The 15,486-nt window shown below is 62.4% G+C and carries 14 protein-coding genes; 6 read left to right on the top strand and 8 right to left on the bottom strand.

The genetic code is table 11. From position 1 onward, the window contains the following. Positions 1–12 precede the first annotated feature (12 nt). Positions 13–342, top strand: coding sequence for a hypothetical protein (locus tag R8871_RS01165; protein ID WP_093645319.1), 330 nt, complete (start codon positions 13–15; stop codon positions 340–342). Between the two features lie 20 nt (positions 343–362). Here the strand turns inward: R8871_RS01165 and R8871_RS01160 are convergent, their stop codons facing one another. From R8871_RS01160 to R8871_RS01150, 3 genes are all read right to left on the bottom strand, one after another. Next, positions 363–623 (bottom strand): hypothetical protein, encoded by a 261-nt coding sequence (locus R8871_RS01160; RefSeq protein WP_175048671.1) that lies wholly within the window; start codon positions 621–623, stop codon positions 363–365. A gap of 156 nt (positions 624–779) precedes the next feature. Further along, positions 780–1,112: a hypothetical protein gene (locus tag R8871_RS01155; RefSeq protein WP_097396058.1), complete on the bottom strand. Its 333-nt coding sequence runs from the start codon at positions 1,110–1,112 to the stop codon at positions 780–782. Between the two features lie 212 nt (positions 1,113–1,324). After that, positions 1,325–3,208, bottom strand: a complete 1,884-nt coding sequence (locus tag R8871_RS01150) for a bifunctional sugar phosphate isomerase/epimerase/4-hydroxyphenylpyruvate dioxygenase family protein (protein ID WP_175048670.1) — start codon at positions 3,206–3,208, stop codon at positions 1,325–1,327. A 322-nt stretch (positions 3,209–3,530) separates the two neighbouring features. Between R8871_RS01150 and aroQ the strand changes: the two genes are divergently transcribed. From aroQ to R8871_RS01135, 3 genes are read left to right on the top strand one after another with little or no spacing between them, the layout of a single operon-like run. After that, positions 3,531–3,986: a type II 3-dehydroquinate dehydratase gene (gene aroQ / locus R8871_RS01145; protein WP_175048669.1), complete on the top strand. Its 456-nt coding sequence runs from the start codon at positions 3,531–3,533 to the stop codon at positions 3,984–3,986. Continuing rightward, positions 3,983–4,948 carry a shikimate dehydrogenase gene (locus R8871_RS01140; protein ID WP_175048668.1) on the top strand — a complete coding sequence of 322 codons (966 nt, stop codon included), beginning with the start codon at positions 3,983–3,985 and terminating at the stop codon, positions 4,946–4,948. The genes aroQ and R8871_RS01140 overlap by 4 nt, the downstream gene beginning before the upstream one ends. Positions 4,949–4,994: 46 nt before the next feature. After that, the gene (locus R8871_RS01135) at positions 4,995–6,365 is read left to right on the top strand and encodes an MFS transporter (protein ID WP_175048667.1); all 1,371 of its coding nucleotides are present in this window, start codon (positions 4,995–4,997) and stop codon (positions 6,363–6,365) included. A gap of 90 nt (positions 6,366–6,455) precedes the next feature. Here R8871_RS01135 and R8871_RS01130 read toward each other — a convergent pair whose 3' ends face one another. The 5 genes from R8871_RS01130 to R8871_RS01110 form a co-directional block, all read right to left on the bottom strand. Then, positions 6,456–7,136, bottom strand: coding sequence for a TetR family transcriptional regulator (locus R8871_RS01130; protein ID WP_175048666.1), 681 nt, complete (start codon positions 7,134–7,136; stop codon positions 6,456–6,458). 118 nt (positions 7,137–7,254) lie between these two features. Continuing rightward, positions 7,255–8,556, bottom strand: coding sequence for an NAD(P)/FAD-dependent oxidoreductase (locus R8871_RS01125; RefSeq protein ID WP_175048665.1), 1,302 nt, complete (start codon positions 8,554–8,556; stop codon positions 7,255–7,257). A 14-nt stretch (positions 8,557–8,570) separates the two neighbouring features. Then, the gene (locus R8871_RS01120; RefSeq protein WP_175048664.1) at positions 8,571–9,353 is read right to left on the bottom strand and encodes an anti-sigma factor; all 783 of its coding nucleotides are present in this window, start codon (positions 9,351–9,353) and stop codon (positions 8,571–8,573) included. Then, positions 9,353–9,922 (bottom strand): RNA polymerase sigma factor, encoded by a 570-nt coding sequence (locus tag R8871_RS01115; RefSeq protein WP_054039041.1) that lies wholly within the window; start codon positions 9,920–9,922, stop codon positions 9,353–9,355. The genes R8871_RS01120 and R8871_RS01115 overlap by 1 nt, the downstream gene beginning before the upstream one ends. A gap of 188 nt (positions 9,923–10,110) precedes the next feature. Beyond that, positions 10,111–11,043 (bottom strand): dihydrodipicolinate synthase family protein, encoded by a 933-nt coding sequence (locus R8871_RS01110; protein WP_175048663.1) that lies wholly within the window; start codon positions 11,041–11,043, stop codon positions 10,111–10,113. A gap of 183 nt (positions 11,044–11,226) precedes the next feature. Between R8871_RS01110 and R8871_RS01105 the strand changes: the two genes are divergently transcribed. Together R8871_RS01105 and R8871_RS01100 are read left to right on the top strand one after the other, a co-directional pair. Beyond that, positions 11,227–12,159: a LysR family transcriptional regulator gene (locus R8871_RS01105; protein WP_175048662.1), complete on the top strand. Its 933-nt coding sequence runs from the start codon at positions 11,227–11,229 to the stop codon at positions 12,157–12,159. A gap of 233 nt (positions 12,160–12,392) precedes the next feature. Then, complete coding sequence (locus R8871_RS01100) at positions 12,393–15,473, top strand: transglycosylase domain-containing protein (protein ID WP_175048661.1); 3,081 nt, start codon at positions 12,393–12,395, stop codon at positions 15,471–15,473. Positions 15,474–15,486: the final 13 nt, after the last annotated feature.

Here is a 15,486-nt window from a genome sequence, read left to right as displayed (position 1 = left end):
GCCGCCGCACACATGGTTCGTCGCAAGCATCATTACTACGTCTATGTCGTCGCACTGGACGACACCGTCTGGAACGAGGCGCGCTTTCGCCGCGCGAATCCGGATTACCGGTTCGACAAGCCTTGCGTGTACGTGGGAATGACGGGACTGGACCCGGATCTGAGATTCGACCGGCACAAGGCCGGCATTCAGGCAAATCGCTATGTGCGCGATTACGGCCTGCGCCTTATGCCCGAACTGTATGAAGTTTACAATCCGATGCCTTACCGCGGCGCACAGGATATGGAAGTGGAATTGGCGATTGGACTACGCGAGGCGGGGTACGGCGTCTGGCAGGCGTAACGAAAACCTAAAAACGCGCTTTATTTCACGCCGAGTCCGCGCAACACTGCATTGCCTTCGGGCGTCAGACGGATATGCGAGGCGCCTGCGTCGCCGGAGACCGTTTCGATCAGACCGGCTTCGTGAAGCTGGGGAATCTCGGGTTTCGCGGATGCGTCGATCGGCGCGTGCAGTAACAGCAGCAGCGTTGCCAGTTCGTGATGGCTCAGCAAGCGGCGCAGAATCGTAGGTTTTTTCGCCGGTGCGGGCGAGTCGTTCGTGGTGTGATCGGGCTGGTTCATGAAGCGCACCTTGTGCGAGATAGTGTCGGATGGATCATGCGGATGAAGTCTTAAACGATTCTTAAGACACCATTGTGATGTAACACCGTGACACTATGATTGCGCCGGAACAAGTTACCGACCGTTACACCTGGCCGATTGTCGCGCCTGCTTACCTTACGGCGCGCAAGTTTTGCTCGCCGATTCAATCCACAGATTGTTCACGTGGCGTTTGCCGGCGTAGAAGCGATAAGTCGTCGCGCCGTTGTCGCTGCGCACCTTGACGATATTCGAATCGCCGAAATCGAGCATCTGACCCTGCGGAATCTCGGTCGATTTGAACGCGGCGTTGTGGCTTGTCGCCACTTGCGTCAGGCAGGCGACTACGTCGTTGACCGAGCGTTGCGTGGTGGTGTCCGTGACGGGCTCGCCGGCATCCGGATTCTTCTGGAAGTACGCGCAAGCGCTGAGAAGCAGGGGGACTGACAGGACTACGGCAAACTTCTTCATATCTCTCCTGGCGTTTCATTCGGCTGACGGTTCGCGCCACACCCGCATGGGGCGGAGTGCGCGCGGCACCGGCCGCGGATCAAACGCCATTATATCGGTGCGGCGCGCCCGCCTGAGCCGATGGAGCATGGGCCGTGCCCGATCCGCCTGAATTCGCGGGTGAGAGCCGTGTGCAAACCATCACCCACAAGCATTGCCGGCTGCGCCAACGCCTACTTGCGGCGCTGAGCCTGCGCAGCGAGCCGTACAGCCGCATTGGCCGCGCCATAACCGTCGTAGCCGCCGCGCCGTTCGACAATCTCCAGGAAAAAGCGCTGATCCAGTTGCTCGGTGTAAGCGTGGAAGAACTCGCCACCGCGTTCGTCGCGGTCGTACAGGATGTTGTGCGCGCGCAGCGCTTCGAGCGTCTCGTCCGGCAGTGCGTAGCGGGCGGCGAGGTCGTCGTAGTAATTGCGCGGAATGCGCAGCACCGGCAGACCGTCGGCGACGAATTCGGGAATCGCGCTAAAAATATCGCTAGTGCTGAACGCGACGTGATTCAGGCCCGAGCCGTGATAGGTGTGCAAGGCTTCGGCCACCGCTGTGTGATGGTCTACCGACGCATTCAGTACGATGCGCACCGACCCGTCGTGACTGCGCAGCGCGCGGCTGCGCACCAACCCGTACGGGTCGGGCACCAGCACGCCCGGCTCGGCCTGGAAGCCGAGCGCGGTCCGCAAAAACAGAACCCACGTATCGAGCGAAGGTGCCGGCACCGACAGGCAGACGTGGTCGATGCGCGCGAGTGGCCCCACTTCCGTCGGACCATTGACGTCGGTGAGCACGAAATCGGCTTCGAAAAGCGTGGGCTGGTCCGGAGTCTCGTCGACGAAGTAGTTCAGGCTCCCGTCGGGCGCTTGCACGGCGGGCAGCACACGCTCGTTCGGGCCGATCTGGCCCGAGAACGGGGCATAGCCGAACCCGGCGGCGCGCTCGAACGCCTGATTGGCGTCATCCACGCGAAACGCAGACGCGCACAGTGACAAGCCATGCCGCTGGAAGAAGGCGTTGGCGAATGAATCCGGTTCGGCATTCAGCACGATCGATGCTGCGCCGTGCTGAAACAGCGTTACATCTTTCGAGCGATGCTGGCCGGCCTGACGGAAGCGCAGCTTGCCGAGCCAGTCGACGAGATGCGCGCGGGTCGTGTGGTCGACCGCGAACTCAAGAAACTGATAGCCGACGTGCGCGGGCGCAGCGGGCGATCGATAGAGCTCGCCGACCGGCTGCCGGGTGGATTCAAGCAGCGCGCGCGTCTGTTCCTCGAGAAACAGCAACGAGCGATGGCCGTCCGCCGCGGTAATGGCGGTAGGCGCAGCGCGAAAACCGTCGTTGAAGATTTCGAGCGAGAGCGGCCCGGTGTAGCCGGTTTTCACGACCTGGGCGGTGAAGCCTGCCAGATCGAAATCGCCTTGACCCGGGAAGCAGCGGTAGTGGCGGCTCCATTCCAGCACGTCCATGGCGAGCTTCGGCGCATCGGCAATCTGCACGAAGGCAATCCGGTCGCCCGGGATATCGGCGATCGCGTCCACTGTATCGTTCAGTGACAGCGTATGAAAGCTGTCGAGCACAAGCCCCAGATTCGGATGATTGACGGCGTTAACCAGTTTCCACGCGTGGCGGTAGGTCTTGACGTGCTTGCCCCACGCGAGCGCTTCATAGCCGGCGATCACGCCGGCCGCTTCGGCCGCGCGGGCCAGTGCGCCGAGCTGGTCGGTCATCAGCGAATCGTCGCCGATGGTGTCGGGCGAGACGTTGCTGCACACCAGGATCCGGTCCGTACCCAGTTCGTGCATCACGTCGAACTTGCGCTTCGCCCGATCCAGATTGCGTTCGAGGCGCTCCGGGCTTACGCCGTCGAAATCGCGGAACGGCTGGAACAGCATGATCTTCAGCCCGAGATCCTCGGCGATGCGCCGCACGTCGGCGGGCGAGCCGTCGAAATACAGCAGGTCGTTCTCGAAGATTTCGACGCCTTCGAAGCCTGCCGCCTGGATTGCGGTTAGCTTTTCGACGAGGGTCCCGCTGATCGACACGGTGGCTATCGAACGTTGCATGAACGGCTCCTGCAAAAAACAATGAAACGACTATTGGGGCGGCGCGAAGCGGCCGCTGTGCGGTGTCCGCGTGTCTTGCGGTCCGCTATGCTGCAATGCGCAAAATGGTCTAGCTGGTTACCGTCAACCAGCATGGCGCACGTCAGAAATACCCATACTAGCGGAATTTCCCGATAGTCTATACAAACTAACTAGATGGTACAAATTCGTATAAACCCCGAATGACGATCGCGGGCAATGCGCGCACACTGCGCTTACGTTGTAGAGCCGCGGCGCATGCTGTGGCCCGCTTTATGCCTCACCTTTTGCAGGAGTGGTCGTCATGAGTTTTGCATCAGTGCTGGTCCTCAACGGACCGAATCTCAACCTGCTCGGCACGCGTGAGCCGGCCATCTATGGTTCGGAAACGCTCGACGACGTCGCGCGGCTCTGCCGCGACGCGGGCGAGCGACTGGATCTGTCGGTCGACTTCTGCCAATCGAATGCGGAACACCAACTCATCGAGTGGCTGCATGCGGCGCGCAGCAAGGTCGACGGCATCGTGATCAATCCGGCGGCTTACACGCATACCTCGGTGGCGATTGCCGACGCGCTTTCTGCGATCGAAAAGCCCGTCATCGAAGTGCATATTTCAAACGTGCATCGCCGCGAAGCGTTCCGGCACCACTCGTACGTGTCGGCAGTGGCCGAGGCGATCATCGTTGGCTGCGGCACGCAAGGCTATGTGCTAGCTCTGGAGCGGATGGCGGTCATCCTTAAGAATAGGGCGGCCAAATGAACCCACAAGCGAACCCACAAGCGAACGCACAAGCGAACGCACAAGCGAACGCACAAGCGAACGCACAAGCGAACACACAGACAAACGCTCAGGCGAGCCCGCAGTCGTTTCTCGTCGGCCTGATCGGTTCGGGCATCGGCGGATCGCTTAGCCCGGCGATGCATGAGGAAGAGGGCAGCAAACTCGGTCTGCACTATGTGTACCGGCGCGTCGATCTGGAAGCGTTGAAGCTGGACACCACGGCGCTCTCCGATTTGCTCGTTTCAGCCGAACGCATGGGCTACAACGGGCTGAACATTACGTACCCCTGCAAGCAGGCCGTCATTCCGCTGCTCGACGAACTCTCCGACGACGCGCGCGCACTCGGCGCGGTCAATACGGTTCTGTTCAAGAACGGCAAGCGTATCGGCCACAACACCGATTGGTCCGGTTTCGCGCGTGCGTTTCAACGCGGCCTGCCGGACGTATCGCTGGAACGCGTCGTACAACTTGGCGCGGGTGGTGCGGGCGCAGCGGTCGCGCATGCCGCGCTGACCATGGGCGCGCAAACGCTCACGCTATTCGACGTGGATGCCGAACGGGCCGCATCGCTCGCCGCGGAGTTGCAGAAGCGTTTCCCCGCCGCCACCGTCAGTGGCGGCAGCTCGCTCGCCGAATCGCTCGCTGCCGCTAACGGCCTGATTCACGCGACACCCACCGGCATGGCGAAATTACCGGGCTTGCCGTTGCCGGTCGAATTGCTGCATCGCGATTTGTGGGTAGCGGACATCGTCTATTTCCCGATCCGCACCGCGCTGCTGCAGGCCGCCGAAGAACTCGGCTGCCGCACGCTGAGCGGCGGCGGGATGGCGGTATATCAGGCGGTCGACGCGGTGCGCATCTTCACGGGCCTGGAACCCGACGCCGAGCGCGTGTACACGCATTTCCAGTCCTTGTTGCAACGCCAGGCCAGTAACACATAAGCCATACATATCCGGTACGTAACCCGACCGAGGAGACAGAGACGCCATGCCACAACCCATCCACTCCACGCCCGCCGAGGCAACCCGCCAAACGGCTGCCACGGTAAGCACCGCGCGCCGCTCGAAAGCCCGCTATCAGATTCTCTCGCTGCTGGCGGTCGGCACGATGATCAACTATCTGGACCGCACGGTGCTCGGCATCGCGGCGCCGCAACTGACCAAGGAACTTGGCATCAACGCCGCGCTCATGGGCTTGCTGTTCTCCGTGTTCTCGTGGAGCTATGTGGCCTCGCAGATTCCGGGCGGTCTCTTTCTCGACCGTTTCGGCAGCAAGCTCACGTATTTCCTGTCGATGACGTTCTGGTCGCTGTGCACCCTCGCGCAAGGGCTCGTGCATGGTATCGGCGCTTTGTTCGTGTTCCGGCTCGGTCTCGGCGTGTCGGAAGCGCCGTGTTTTCCGACCAATAGCCGCGTGGTGGCCACATGGTTTCCGCAGAGCGAGCGCGCGATGGCGACCGGCACCTACACGGTCGGCGAATATATCGGCCTCGCGTTTTTCAGCCCGTTCCTGTTCATGTTGATGGGCGCGTTCGGCTGGCGTTCGCTGTTCTACGTGGTGGGCGGCGTGGGTCTCGTGTTCGGTGTGATCTGGTGGTTGTTCTATCGCGAGCCGCACGATCATCCGTCCGTCAATCAGGCGGAACTCGACTATATCGAAGCAGGCGGCGGTCTCACGCACAGCAAGAAGGACGCTGGTGTTTCCGGCGCACCGGCTGCATCGGAGAAGAGTGGCTTCGAATGGCGCACCATCGGACGCCTGCTCAAGCATCGTCAATTGGCCGGCATCTGTCTTGGCCAGTTCGCCGGTAACTCGACGCTCGTGTTCTTCCTCACCTGGTTTCCGACGTATCTCGCCACCGAGCGTCACATGGCATGGCTGAAGATCGGCTTCTTCGCGATCATGCCTTTCATTGCCGCGTCGATTGGCGTGATGTTCGGCGGTATTTTCTCCGACTGGCTGCTGCGGCGCGGCAAGTCGCCGAACGTGGCGCGCAAGCTGCCGATCATCGCCGGTTTGCTGCTCGCGTCGACGATCATTCTCGCTAACTATGTCGAGAGCAACGTGGCGGTGATCGCGATTCTGTCGGTGGCGTTTTTCGCGCAGGGGATGGCGGCACTGGGCTGGACGCTGGTGTCGGACATTGCGCCGGATGGACTGCTCGGCGTGACCGGCGGCATCTTCAACTTTGCCGCCAATCTGGCCGGCATCGTCACGCCGCTGGTGGTGGGTTTCATCGTCGCCGCAACCGGCTCGTTTGTCGGTGCGCTGGTGTTCATCGGCGCAATCGCGTTGATCGGCGCGCTGTCGTACATCTTTATCGTCGGCGATATCAAGCGGATCGTGCTGGTGGATTGACCGGCACGTATCGTTCGAACGGCTTTCATTGAGCAAAAAAAAGCGGGACCTGGCATTAGCCAGGTCCCGCTTTTTCGTTTCAGGCTTGCCTCAGTCTTCCTTGCGCACGAAACGCAGCACGGCGTCGACGATCATCGCGCGATGACGCGCGCGCAGGCGCGGGTGCGACGGATCACGGCCGAATGCCGTACCGAAGGTATGGCGATTGCCGACGCGATGAAAGCACAACGAGCTGATCATCAGATGCAGGTCGATCGCATCGACGTCGCTGCGGAACACTCCCGCCGCGATGCCGCGCGAGAGCAGATCTTCGATCGTATGAATGACGGTGACGTTGCGGCCTTTGAAGCTCTTCACCTGCTCGACGTACTTCGCGCCGTGAATGTTCTCGATCGTCACGAGGCGGACGAAGTCGCGCTGGCGGTCGTGATAGTCGAATGTAAACTCGACCAGCGCGCGCATGCCCTCGATCGGATCGAGTTCGCTGACGTGCAGATCCTGTTCGAGCGCGCGAATGTCGCCGTACACTTTTTCCAGCACGGCCTGGTACAACCCTTCCTTGCTGCCGAAGTAGTAGTACAGCATGCGCTTGGTGGTGTTCGTGCGCTCCGCGATCGCGTCGACGCGTGCGCCTGTCAATCCCATCGCGGAGAACTCCTGCGTCGCGACGTCGAGGATGTTGCGCTTCGTCTGTTCGGGATCGTACTTGCGTCGGGTGTCGGACGCGATGCCGTTGGTATCAGGCTCGGCGGCCTTGCTTCCCTTTTTCATTGTGTATTCGAGCGGCGATGACGGCGCATTCTAGCACGCTGAAACCAGCCTCTGGAGCGGGTCTCGGGCATAAGCGGCGGCGTATTGAGCCGGCAGTCCGGTCGCGTACCGGGCAGCGTCACGGCGCCGGCCGGGCCGAAGGGCGCCGGGCGGCGAGGGCGTCGCGCGTCTGCATGGCGGTGTAGGTGAGTTGCGCGGCCGCGAGACCGAGCGCGCCGTAGGTGCGCGTCAGGCCGAAAGCCGCGAATGCCTCGGGCACCGGCCGTTCGCCGGAGATGGCCGCCGCCAGCAATTCGCCCGAGACGGTGGTGGGCGCCATGCCGTGGCCGCCGAAGCCGACCGCGTACCAGACGCCGTCCGTGTTGCGGCCGATTTGCGGCATCTTGTGCCGCGCGTAGCTCATCAGGCCACCCCAGGCGTGCTCGATACGCACGTCGTGCAACTGTGGATAGACCTTTAACAGATCACGCCGCAAGAGCCGCGCGATGTCGTCGGGCGCGCGGTCGCGTACCGAGATGCGGCCACCCCACAGGATGCGTGTGTCGGGCAGCGGACGGTAATAGTCGAAGGCGAAGCGGGTGTCGTAGACGGCGGCGCGAGTGTCCATCGCGTCTTTCAGGCGGGCGCCGAGCGGTTCGGTGGCCATCACGTAAGTCGCGACCGGCAGCACCGCGCGTTCGACCTGTGCATAGACGTTGCGCGCATAGCCGCCGCCGGCCATCACTACGTGGCGTGCTTCGAGCGCGCCCTGCGGCGTATGCACCACGAAGCCGGCACCGTCGCGCTCCAGGCGCACAACGGGCGACTTCTCGTGAATCTGCACGCCCGCATTAGCCGCGGCACCCGCTACGCCGAGCACATATTTCAGCGGATGAAAGTGGAACGCGTTGCGCTCGAACAGGCCGCCGTGATAACGGTTCGTCTTCAATTGTGAAGCAAGCTCCGCGGGCGCCACGGGTTCCCACTCGACACCGAACGAATCGCGCATCAAACGCCGCTGCGTGTCGAGCCTTGCCGGTTCGTCGAACCAGTTAGCGAGGATCACGCCGGCATCCGTCACATCGCAATCGATGCGGTAGCACTGGATACGCTGCCTCATCAGATCGACGGCGTCGGTTGTCAGCGCATAGAGTTCGCGCGCGCGAACTGGCCCGAGGGTTTTGAGCAGATCCGCGCAATCGAGGCTGTAGCCGCCGAACACGAAGCCACCGTTGCGGCCGGAGGCGCCGAAGCCCACCTGCTCGGCTTCGAGCACGGCGACGTCGGTGACGCCCCGCTCGGCAAGTCCCAACGCCGTGGACAAACCCGCGAGGCCGCCGCCCATGATGCAGACGTTGACGCTGCGCCGGCCGGTTAGCGGCGCGTAAGCGGACGAGTGCCCGGCAGCGCGGGTGATGGTGGCTTCGTAAAAGCTTTGCATAGGGCGACGGTAGATCAGGACACCGGCAGCAGCTTGCCGCTGAACACCACCGGACCCGTAGGCGCATTGTGATCGGGCGAGCCGCCCGGCGCTTCGATCGAGACCGCCAGCGCCGCGTAGCTTTCCGGCTTCTGCTGACCGGCCGTGACCTTGCCGCTGGCGCTGTCCGGCAGCAAGCCGAGCGACACCGGATGGCCGCTGGCCGGAATGCCCCACAACTCCATCGCCCGGCCGGCCGGCAAGTCCACCTTGCCGAGCGGATGCAGCGTCATGGTTGAGCGGGCTTCGTCCCACGCGACCAGCATGACCGGATGCGAGTCTTTGTCATTCAGCACCGCGACATGCGAGACGGCCGCTTCCGGCTGCTGCGCGACGGTCGGTGCCGTGGATGGCGTTACGCCGGAAGGCAACAGCGAGCGCACAGCAACCACGAGGGCGACTGCGGCGAACCCTGTCACGCCGATCGCCCAGCCGCGCCAGAACGCGAGGTTTTCGAAGATGCTGCCGGACGGCCGCGCAGGTTTTTCAACCACGGTGCGCGGTCGTGCCGCCTCACGCGCCGACGTCAAACCGAGCCGCCGCTCGATGGCATCCCAGACGGCGGCCGGCGGCATACGCGGCTCCGCGAGTTCGGCCAGCGGGGAGATGCGCCGCTGCCATTCGTCGACGGCCCGGCGAATCACCACATCGTGATCCGCGTAAAGTTGGAAGCGTCGCCGGGCGCCGCCACGCAGCGTGCCGAGCACATACTCGGCGGCCAGCATATCGACCAGTTGAGGATAGCGATGGAGATTCATCACTCGCCTCCCAGACAGGTCTTCAGCTTGGCAAGGCCGCGCCGGATCCAGGATTTGATGGTGCCGAGCGGCACCGTCAGCGCTTCAGCGATCTCGCTGTGGCTCTGGTCACGCAGGTAGGCGAGAGCAACCGCCTGACGCTGCGCCGGTTCCAGCTGCTGCATGCAGCCGGCCAGCAGACGCGCCTGCAGGCTGACTGCGGTCAGTGCTTCGGGATCCGGATCGCCGGTTGCCACAAGATCGTCCAACGCATCGCTCCATTCTGTTTCCTGCTTGTTGACCCGCCGCAGGTGATCGAGAGCACGGTTCCGGACGATTGCCGACATCCACGTCATGGGGGCGGAGAGCGCCCTCCGGTAGTCGCCTGCAAAGCGCCAGATGTTGACGAAGCTGTCCTGCAAGACTTCTTCGGCCCACTCGTGCTTGCTCAATATACGGAGCGCAAGGCCAAACAGTTTCGGGGCGGCGAGATCATATAGCTCGCGCAGTGCCGAAGCATCCTCTTTGGCAATGCGTTCGAGCAACTCGGCGAGGGTTTCCGGCGTCAGTTCTCGAGGATCGGCGGTCATGGAAAGTGGTGTGGTGAGCTTGCGGGCCTATGTTACTCAATTTCCTTCCGACCTTATATGTGGTTTTCCCCCCGTGTGCTGCATCCGCCGCGCATATTGCCGCGTATATGGCTGCAGGACCGGGGGTTTGCGTCCGAGGGTTGCGCCCGGGCGCTTGTTGCTTGGCTTTCGACAGGTCTGGGTCGACCTTAGACGTCCCAGCGCAATACCAGCGGGTCGAGCCGCCGTGCGACCTTGAGCAGGCCTGCGCGCGTGGCCGGATGCATCGGCGGCAACGGATGGCGCACTGCGTCCGATCGAATCACACCGCCTTCTTTCATCAAGGCCTTGCACGATGCAAGGCCGCCCTGGCGGTTTTCATAGTTGATGAGCGGCAGCCATGCCTGATAGTGGGCGGCGGCCGCTTCAGTGTCGCCCGCCGCATAAGCGTCGACGATCAGACGGATGCCGTCCGCATAGCCGCCGCCGGTCATTGAACCGGTTGCGCCCGCATCGAGATCGGCCATCAGCGTGATCGCTTCTTCGCCATCCCATGGACCTGCCACAGCGTCGCCGCCCAGCTCGATCAACTCGCGCAGCTTGTTCGCGGCCTGCGGCACTTCGATCTTGAAGTAGGACACGTTCTGCAGTTCACGCGCCATGCGGGCAAGAAACGGTGCGGATAACGCCGTGCCGCTGACCGGCGCGTCCTGGATCATGATCGGAATCCCGATTGCATCGGACACCGTGCGATAGAACTCATAGATGCCGCGCTCACCGATGCGGATCGTCGCGCCGTGATACGGCGGCATGATCATCACCATCGCGGCGCCGGCAGCCTGCGCACTGCGGCTGCGTTCAGCGCACTGGTACGAGCTGAAATGCGTGGTCGTGACGATCACCGGCACGCGGCCCGCAACGTGTTCGAGCACCACGTGCATCAGCGTGTTGCGCTCGTCGTCGGATAGCGCGAACTGCTCTGAGAAGTTCGCCAGAATGCACAGGCCGTTGGAGCCCGCGTCGATCATGAAATCGATGCAGCGTTTCTGGCCTTCGAGGTCGAGACCGCCGGCCTCGTCGAAGATGGTCGGCGCGACGGGGAACACGCCGCGCATGGGAGCAGGGTTGTGGGTGTGGGTCATGGTGATGTGCGTTGTGCCGAGGTGAGGTGACGACGTAGTGAGGCGTGGGTCTTTGAATGTCTCCGTCGTTGACTATACGGCGGGGTGCCTGGCGGGTATATTGAATTGTTTCCATCTTGTGATCGCTTTTGCGACTCACGTCGCGACTCATCTCGCGACTTACCCGCGACTGCCCGGTAACTCATGAAAGACACCCTGAACGTCCTGCTGTCGAGACTGCGCATGAAGCAGTTGCAATTGCTGATCGCGCTCGACGACCACAAGTCGCTGCACAAAGCCGCCGGCGCGATGTCGATGACGCAATCGGCGGCCAGCAAGGCGTTGCAGGAATTGGAGTCGATGCTCGAGGCGCCGCTTTTTGAGCGCTCGAAGAGCGGCATGATTCCGAACCAGCTCGGCCACTGCGTGATTCGCTACGCGCGGCTCGTGGCAACGGACCTTACAGCGCTCTGTCAGGACGTCGCCGAGATCCGCTCGGGGCGCGGCGGCCGGCTCGCGGTCGGCGCGATCATGGGCGCGATTCCCGACTGCGTCGTGCCGGCGCTGAACGATCTGCATGCCGGCCAGCCGGGCCTATCGATCGAAGTGATGGAAGACACCAGCGCGCGCATGCTGCTACAGCTCGACGAAGGCCGGCTCGATCTGGTGATCGGCCGTGCGGCGGTCGCCGCCGATCCGTCGAAATATCACTACCGTCCGCTTGGGGACGAGCCGTTATCCGTAGTGGTGGGTTACGGCCATCCGCCATTGCCGAGGAAAGAAGTAAAACTGCGTGACCTGGCCGGCCATCGCTGGGTCATGTATCCGTCGCATATGCCCTTACATGCGTTGCTCGAACGGGAGATGGATTTGGCGGGGCTCGAGATGCCAGACAACCCGATCTCGACAGCCTCCACTTTCGTGACAGTCGCATTACTGCAAAGCAGCGCCGATCTGGTTTCGTTGTTGCCGACCGCAATTGCGGAGTTGTTCGTGCGGCAGAAAATGTTGCGCTTCGTGCCGGTCAAACTGAAGTCGCCGTCACAAACCTTCGGGATTGTGACGCGCAAAGGCGGCGTGCTGTCGCCGCCGGCTGAACAATTCATCGAGTTACTGCGGGGACGGACGTTGGGGTAGGGCGAAGGGAGAGCGGCGCCGGCGCAAAAAACGCCTGAATCTGCTTTCTTCTGACGCGAGAAAGCCCCCCAATATCGCATGGCAATTGGCGCTCCGCCATGCCCGGCGAAAAGGTGTTGCGGCGGCGACACTTTGGGGTAAATCCGAACCGATTACATGCTCGCGTTCCGCGCTACACTTGATCGAAGGTGCGCCAGAATCAAGAGAATGGCGCACGCTCGGGGAGAGCAGCCATGAATCGGCCACTGATTCGGTTACCGCTTCGCGCGACAGGCATGGCGCCTGTCAGGAAGTGGCTTAAATGGGGGCTGGCAGCGGGCTTCCTGCTCGCGCTGGCTCTGGCGGCCCGCTTTGTCCAGGTCGAGATCGAAACGTCTCGACTGCAGGCGCGCTACCTCTCCGAACTCACGCGCGACGTGGGTTTCTCCGTCGAGAATGGTCCAAGTCATTCCATCCGCTTCCCTCAGGCAGACAAAGGTCCCTACGACAGCCGCCTCGGCTACGCGTTGCTGCCGTCGTTCCAGAAGCGCTTGCTCGAACGCGGGTTTGAAATCCGCGCACAATCGCGTGATTCCGAGCGAATGCTCTCGCTGGCCGATAGCGGTCTGTTTATTCCCTACGCCGAAAAAGATCAGGCGGGACTGCAACTCTTCGACGGTACCGGCGCGCCGCTTTTTGGCGAGCAGTATCCGGGCCGCGTTTATGACAGCTTCGATTCGATCCCGCCGCTGATCGTCAATTCGCTGCTGTTTATCGAAGACCGCTATCTGCTCGATCCGGATCAGCCGAATCGCAATCCGGCGATCGATTGGGGGCGCTTTAGCCATGCGCTCGTCGACCAGGGCGCGCGCGTGTTCAACCGGCATCAGTCGACGCCTGGCGGCAGTACGCTAGCTACGCAGATCGAGAAGTTCCGCCACTCGGCGGGCGGGCGCACGGCAACGCCGCCGGAGAAATTGCGGCAAATCGCATCCGCCTCGGTACGAGCCTATCTGAACGGTCCGCAGACTATGCCCGCGCGCCAGCAGATCGTCGTCCACTATCTCAACTCGGTGCCGCTCGCCGCGCAACCGGGTATTGGTGAGATCAATGGCATCGGCGACGGCCTGGCCGCCTGGTACAGTCGCGATTTCAACGACGTCAACCGCATTCTCAAAGCGCCTTCGACCGAAGAGAATCTTGCGGACCAGGGCGTGGCGTTTCGCCAGGTGCTCTCGCTGATGATCGCGCAACGTGCGCCGTCGTATTTCCTGCATCACGGCTATGCCGAGCTTGAACGCCTGACGGATAGCTATCTGCGCTTGCTGGCGAACGGTGGTGTCATTTCAATCCCGCTGCGCGATGCCGCGTTGTCCGCGCAAGTGGATTTGCGCCGCGCGCCGGAAAAAACGCGCAACGCCGACTCGTTCGTGTCGCGCAAGGCCGTAACGTCGATGCGTTCGCACCTGCTGGCGGCGCTCGGCATACCGAGTTTCTATGAACTCGACCGGCTGGACATGCAGGCGACGGGCACGCTCAATAACGCCGTGCAGCAGGCCGTGAGTGAACGTCTTGCCGCCGCCGCGACGCGCGACGGTGCAAAAGCCGCGGGACTCGTCGGCTATGAAATGCTGCGCGCTTCCGACGACCCGTCGAGAATCGCCTATAGCTTTACGCTGTTCGAACGGCGTGACGGCGCGAACCTGGTGCGGGTGCAAACCGACAGCGTGAACCAGCCATTCGACATCAATTCCGGCGCGCGCCTGAATCTTGGGTCGACCGCGAAAATGCGTACCGTGGTGACGTATTTGCAGATCGTCTCCGAGCTGCATGCGCGTTATGCCCCGTTGAGCACAACGGAGCTGAAAGCCGTGAAGCCTGATCCGAACGATCAGCTCACACGCTGGGCGCTGGACTATCTGGCGCATACTTCCGACCGCTCGCTGCAAGCCATGCTCGACGCGGCCGTGGAACGCAAATACTCGGCAAGCCCGGGCGAAACGTTTTACACGGGCGGCGGCGCGCAGACTTTCAACAACTTCGAATCCGACGACAACAGCCGCATTCTCACCGTGCACCGCGCATTCCAGCATTCGGTCAATCTGGTGTTCGTGCGGCTGATGCGCGATATCGTCCACTACGAGATGGTGCAGACCACCGGACCGTCGTCGCAATGGCTGGGCGATCCGGCGATTCGCAAGATGTATCTCACACGTTTTGCCGATCAGGAAAGCCGCGTGTACATGAATCGTTTCTACACGAAGTACCACGGCAAGACGTCCGAGCAGCAACTGGCCTTGCTGCTGCTCGGCGTGCGCAAATCGCCGCCTAAAGTAGCAACAGTGTTGCGCAGTGTCGCGCCGGATGAATCGAACGCGTGGTTCAACGCGAAGATGCGCGCGGCGTTGAAGAACACGCCGGCTGCCTCCATCCTGGACGATGAGGACCTCGCGAACCTGTACGGCAAATATGCAATCGACCGCTTCAATCTGAACGATCGCGGCTACATTTCGAGCGTGCATCCGCTGGAACTGTGGACTCTCAACTATCTGCGCGCTCATCCCGACGCGACGCTCGACCAGATACAGAACGCGAGCCGCGACGTGCGCCTGTCAACCTATTCATGGCTCTTCAAGACCCGCTATCACGCCACCCAGGATCGCCGCATCAAGCGCATGGTCGAACTGCGCGCCTACGATGCGATCGGCAAATCGTGGCAGGCGCTCGGCTATCCGTTCGCGACGCTCACGCCGTCGTATGCTGCCGCGATCGGCGCATCCGGCGACCGTCCGGCAGCGCTCGCGCAACTGATCGGCGTGATTGCCAACAACGGCAACAAGGTGCCGACCGAAAGCCTCACGCAACTCGACTTCGCCAAAAACACGCCGTACGAAACGCATTTCCAGCGCGCGGCGGTGGCGCCGCAGCAGCAGTTGTCGCCGGAGATCGCCGGGGTGGTCAGGGGACTGCTGCGTGATGTCGTATTGGGCGGTACGGCCAAGCGTCTCGCGCAGGGCATGACGTTCCCCGATGGTCAGACACTCGAAATTTACGGCAAGACCGGCACTGGCGATCAGCGCTTCAATGTGTGGGCCAAAGGCGCGCGCCTGATCGAGTCACGCAAGGTGAACCGCAGCGCGACGTTCGTGTTCGTGATGGGGGACCGCTTCTACGGCACACTGACTGCCTGGGTGCATGAGCCGTATGCGGCCCATTACGAGTTCACGAGCGCGCTCTCGGTGCAGTTGCTGAAGTCGCTGGCGCCGGTGCTGCAGCCCTTGCTGCAGAATCCGCCGGCCAAAGCGGCTGCGATAGCGAAAGTAGCGGCGCAATGAACGCGCGATGAGC

This window comes from Paraburkholderia sediminicola (assembly GCF_902859805.1).
GTDB lineage: Bacteria > Pseudomonadota > Gammaproteobacteria > Burkholderiales > Burkholderiaceae > Paraburkholderia > Paraburkholderia sediminicola.
The sequence above is the reverse complement of the archived record's forward strand: the minus strand, read 5'-3'. Positions and strand labels throughout refer to the sequence as shown.

What these genes read in the sequence shown, in the direction of transcription:
- R8871_RS01165 (WP_093645319.1), top strand. Translation starts at nt 13, where the DNA reads ATGGTTCGTCGCAAGCATCATTACTACGTCTATGTCGTCGCACTGGAC.
- R8871_RS01120 (WP_175048664.1), bottom strand. Translation starts at nt 9,353, where the DNA reads ATGAATCTCCATCGCTATCCTCAACTGGTCGATATGCTGGCCGCCGAG.
- R8871_RS01130 (WP_175048666.1), bottom strand. Translation starts at nt 7,136, where the DNA reads ATGAAAAAGGGAAGCAAGGCCGCCGAGCCTGATACCAACGGCATCGCG.
- R8871_RS01105 (WP_175048662.1), top strand. Translation starts at nt 11,227, where the DNA reads ATGAAAGACACCCTGAACGTCCTGCTGTCGAGACTGCGCATGAAGCAG.
- R8871_RS01140 (WP_175048668.1), top strand. Translation starts at nt 3,983, where the DNA reads ATGAACCCACAAGCGAACCCACAAGCGAACGCACAAGCGAACGCACAA.
- R8871_RS01155 (WP_097396058.1), bottom strand. Translation starts at nt 1,112, where the DNA reads ATGAAGAAGTTTGCCGTAGTCCTGTCAGTCCCCCTGCTTCTCAGCGCT.
- aroQ (WP_175048669.1), top strand. Translation starts at nt 3,531, where the DNA reads ATGAGTTTTGCATCAGTGCTGGTCCTCAACGGACCGAATCTCAACCTG.
- R8871_RS01125 (WP_175048665.1), bottom strand. Translation starts at nt 8,556, where the DNA reads ATGCAAAGCTTTTACGAAGCCACCATCACCCGCGCTGCCGGGCACTCG.
- R8871_RS01100 (WP_175048661.1), top strand. Translation starts at nt 12,393, where the DNA reads ATGAATCGGCCACTGATTCGGTTACCGCTTCGCGCGACAGGCATGGCG.
- R8871_RS01110 (WP_175048663.1), bottom strand. Translation starts at nt 11,043, where the DNA reads ATGACCCACACCCACAACCCTGCTCCCATGCGCGGCGTGTTCCCCGTC.
- R8871_RS01150 (WP_175048670.1), bottom strand. Translation starts at nt 3,208, where the DNA reads ATGCAACGTTCGATAGCCACCGTGTCGATCAGCGGGACCCTCGTCGAA.
- R8871_RS01160 (WP_175048671.1), bottom strand. Translation starts at nt 623, where the DNA reads ATGAACCAGCCCGATCACACCACGAACGACTCGCCCGCACCGGCGAAA.
- R8871_RS01135 (WP_175048667.1), top strand. Translation starts at nt 4,995, where the DNA reads ATGCCACAACCCATCCACTCCACGCCCGCCGAGGCAACCCGCCAAACG.
- R8871_RS01115 (WP_054039041.1), bottom strand. Translation starts at nt 9,922, where the DNA reads ATGACCGCCGATCCTCGAGAACTGACGCCGGAAACCCTCGCCGAGTTG.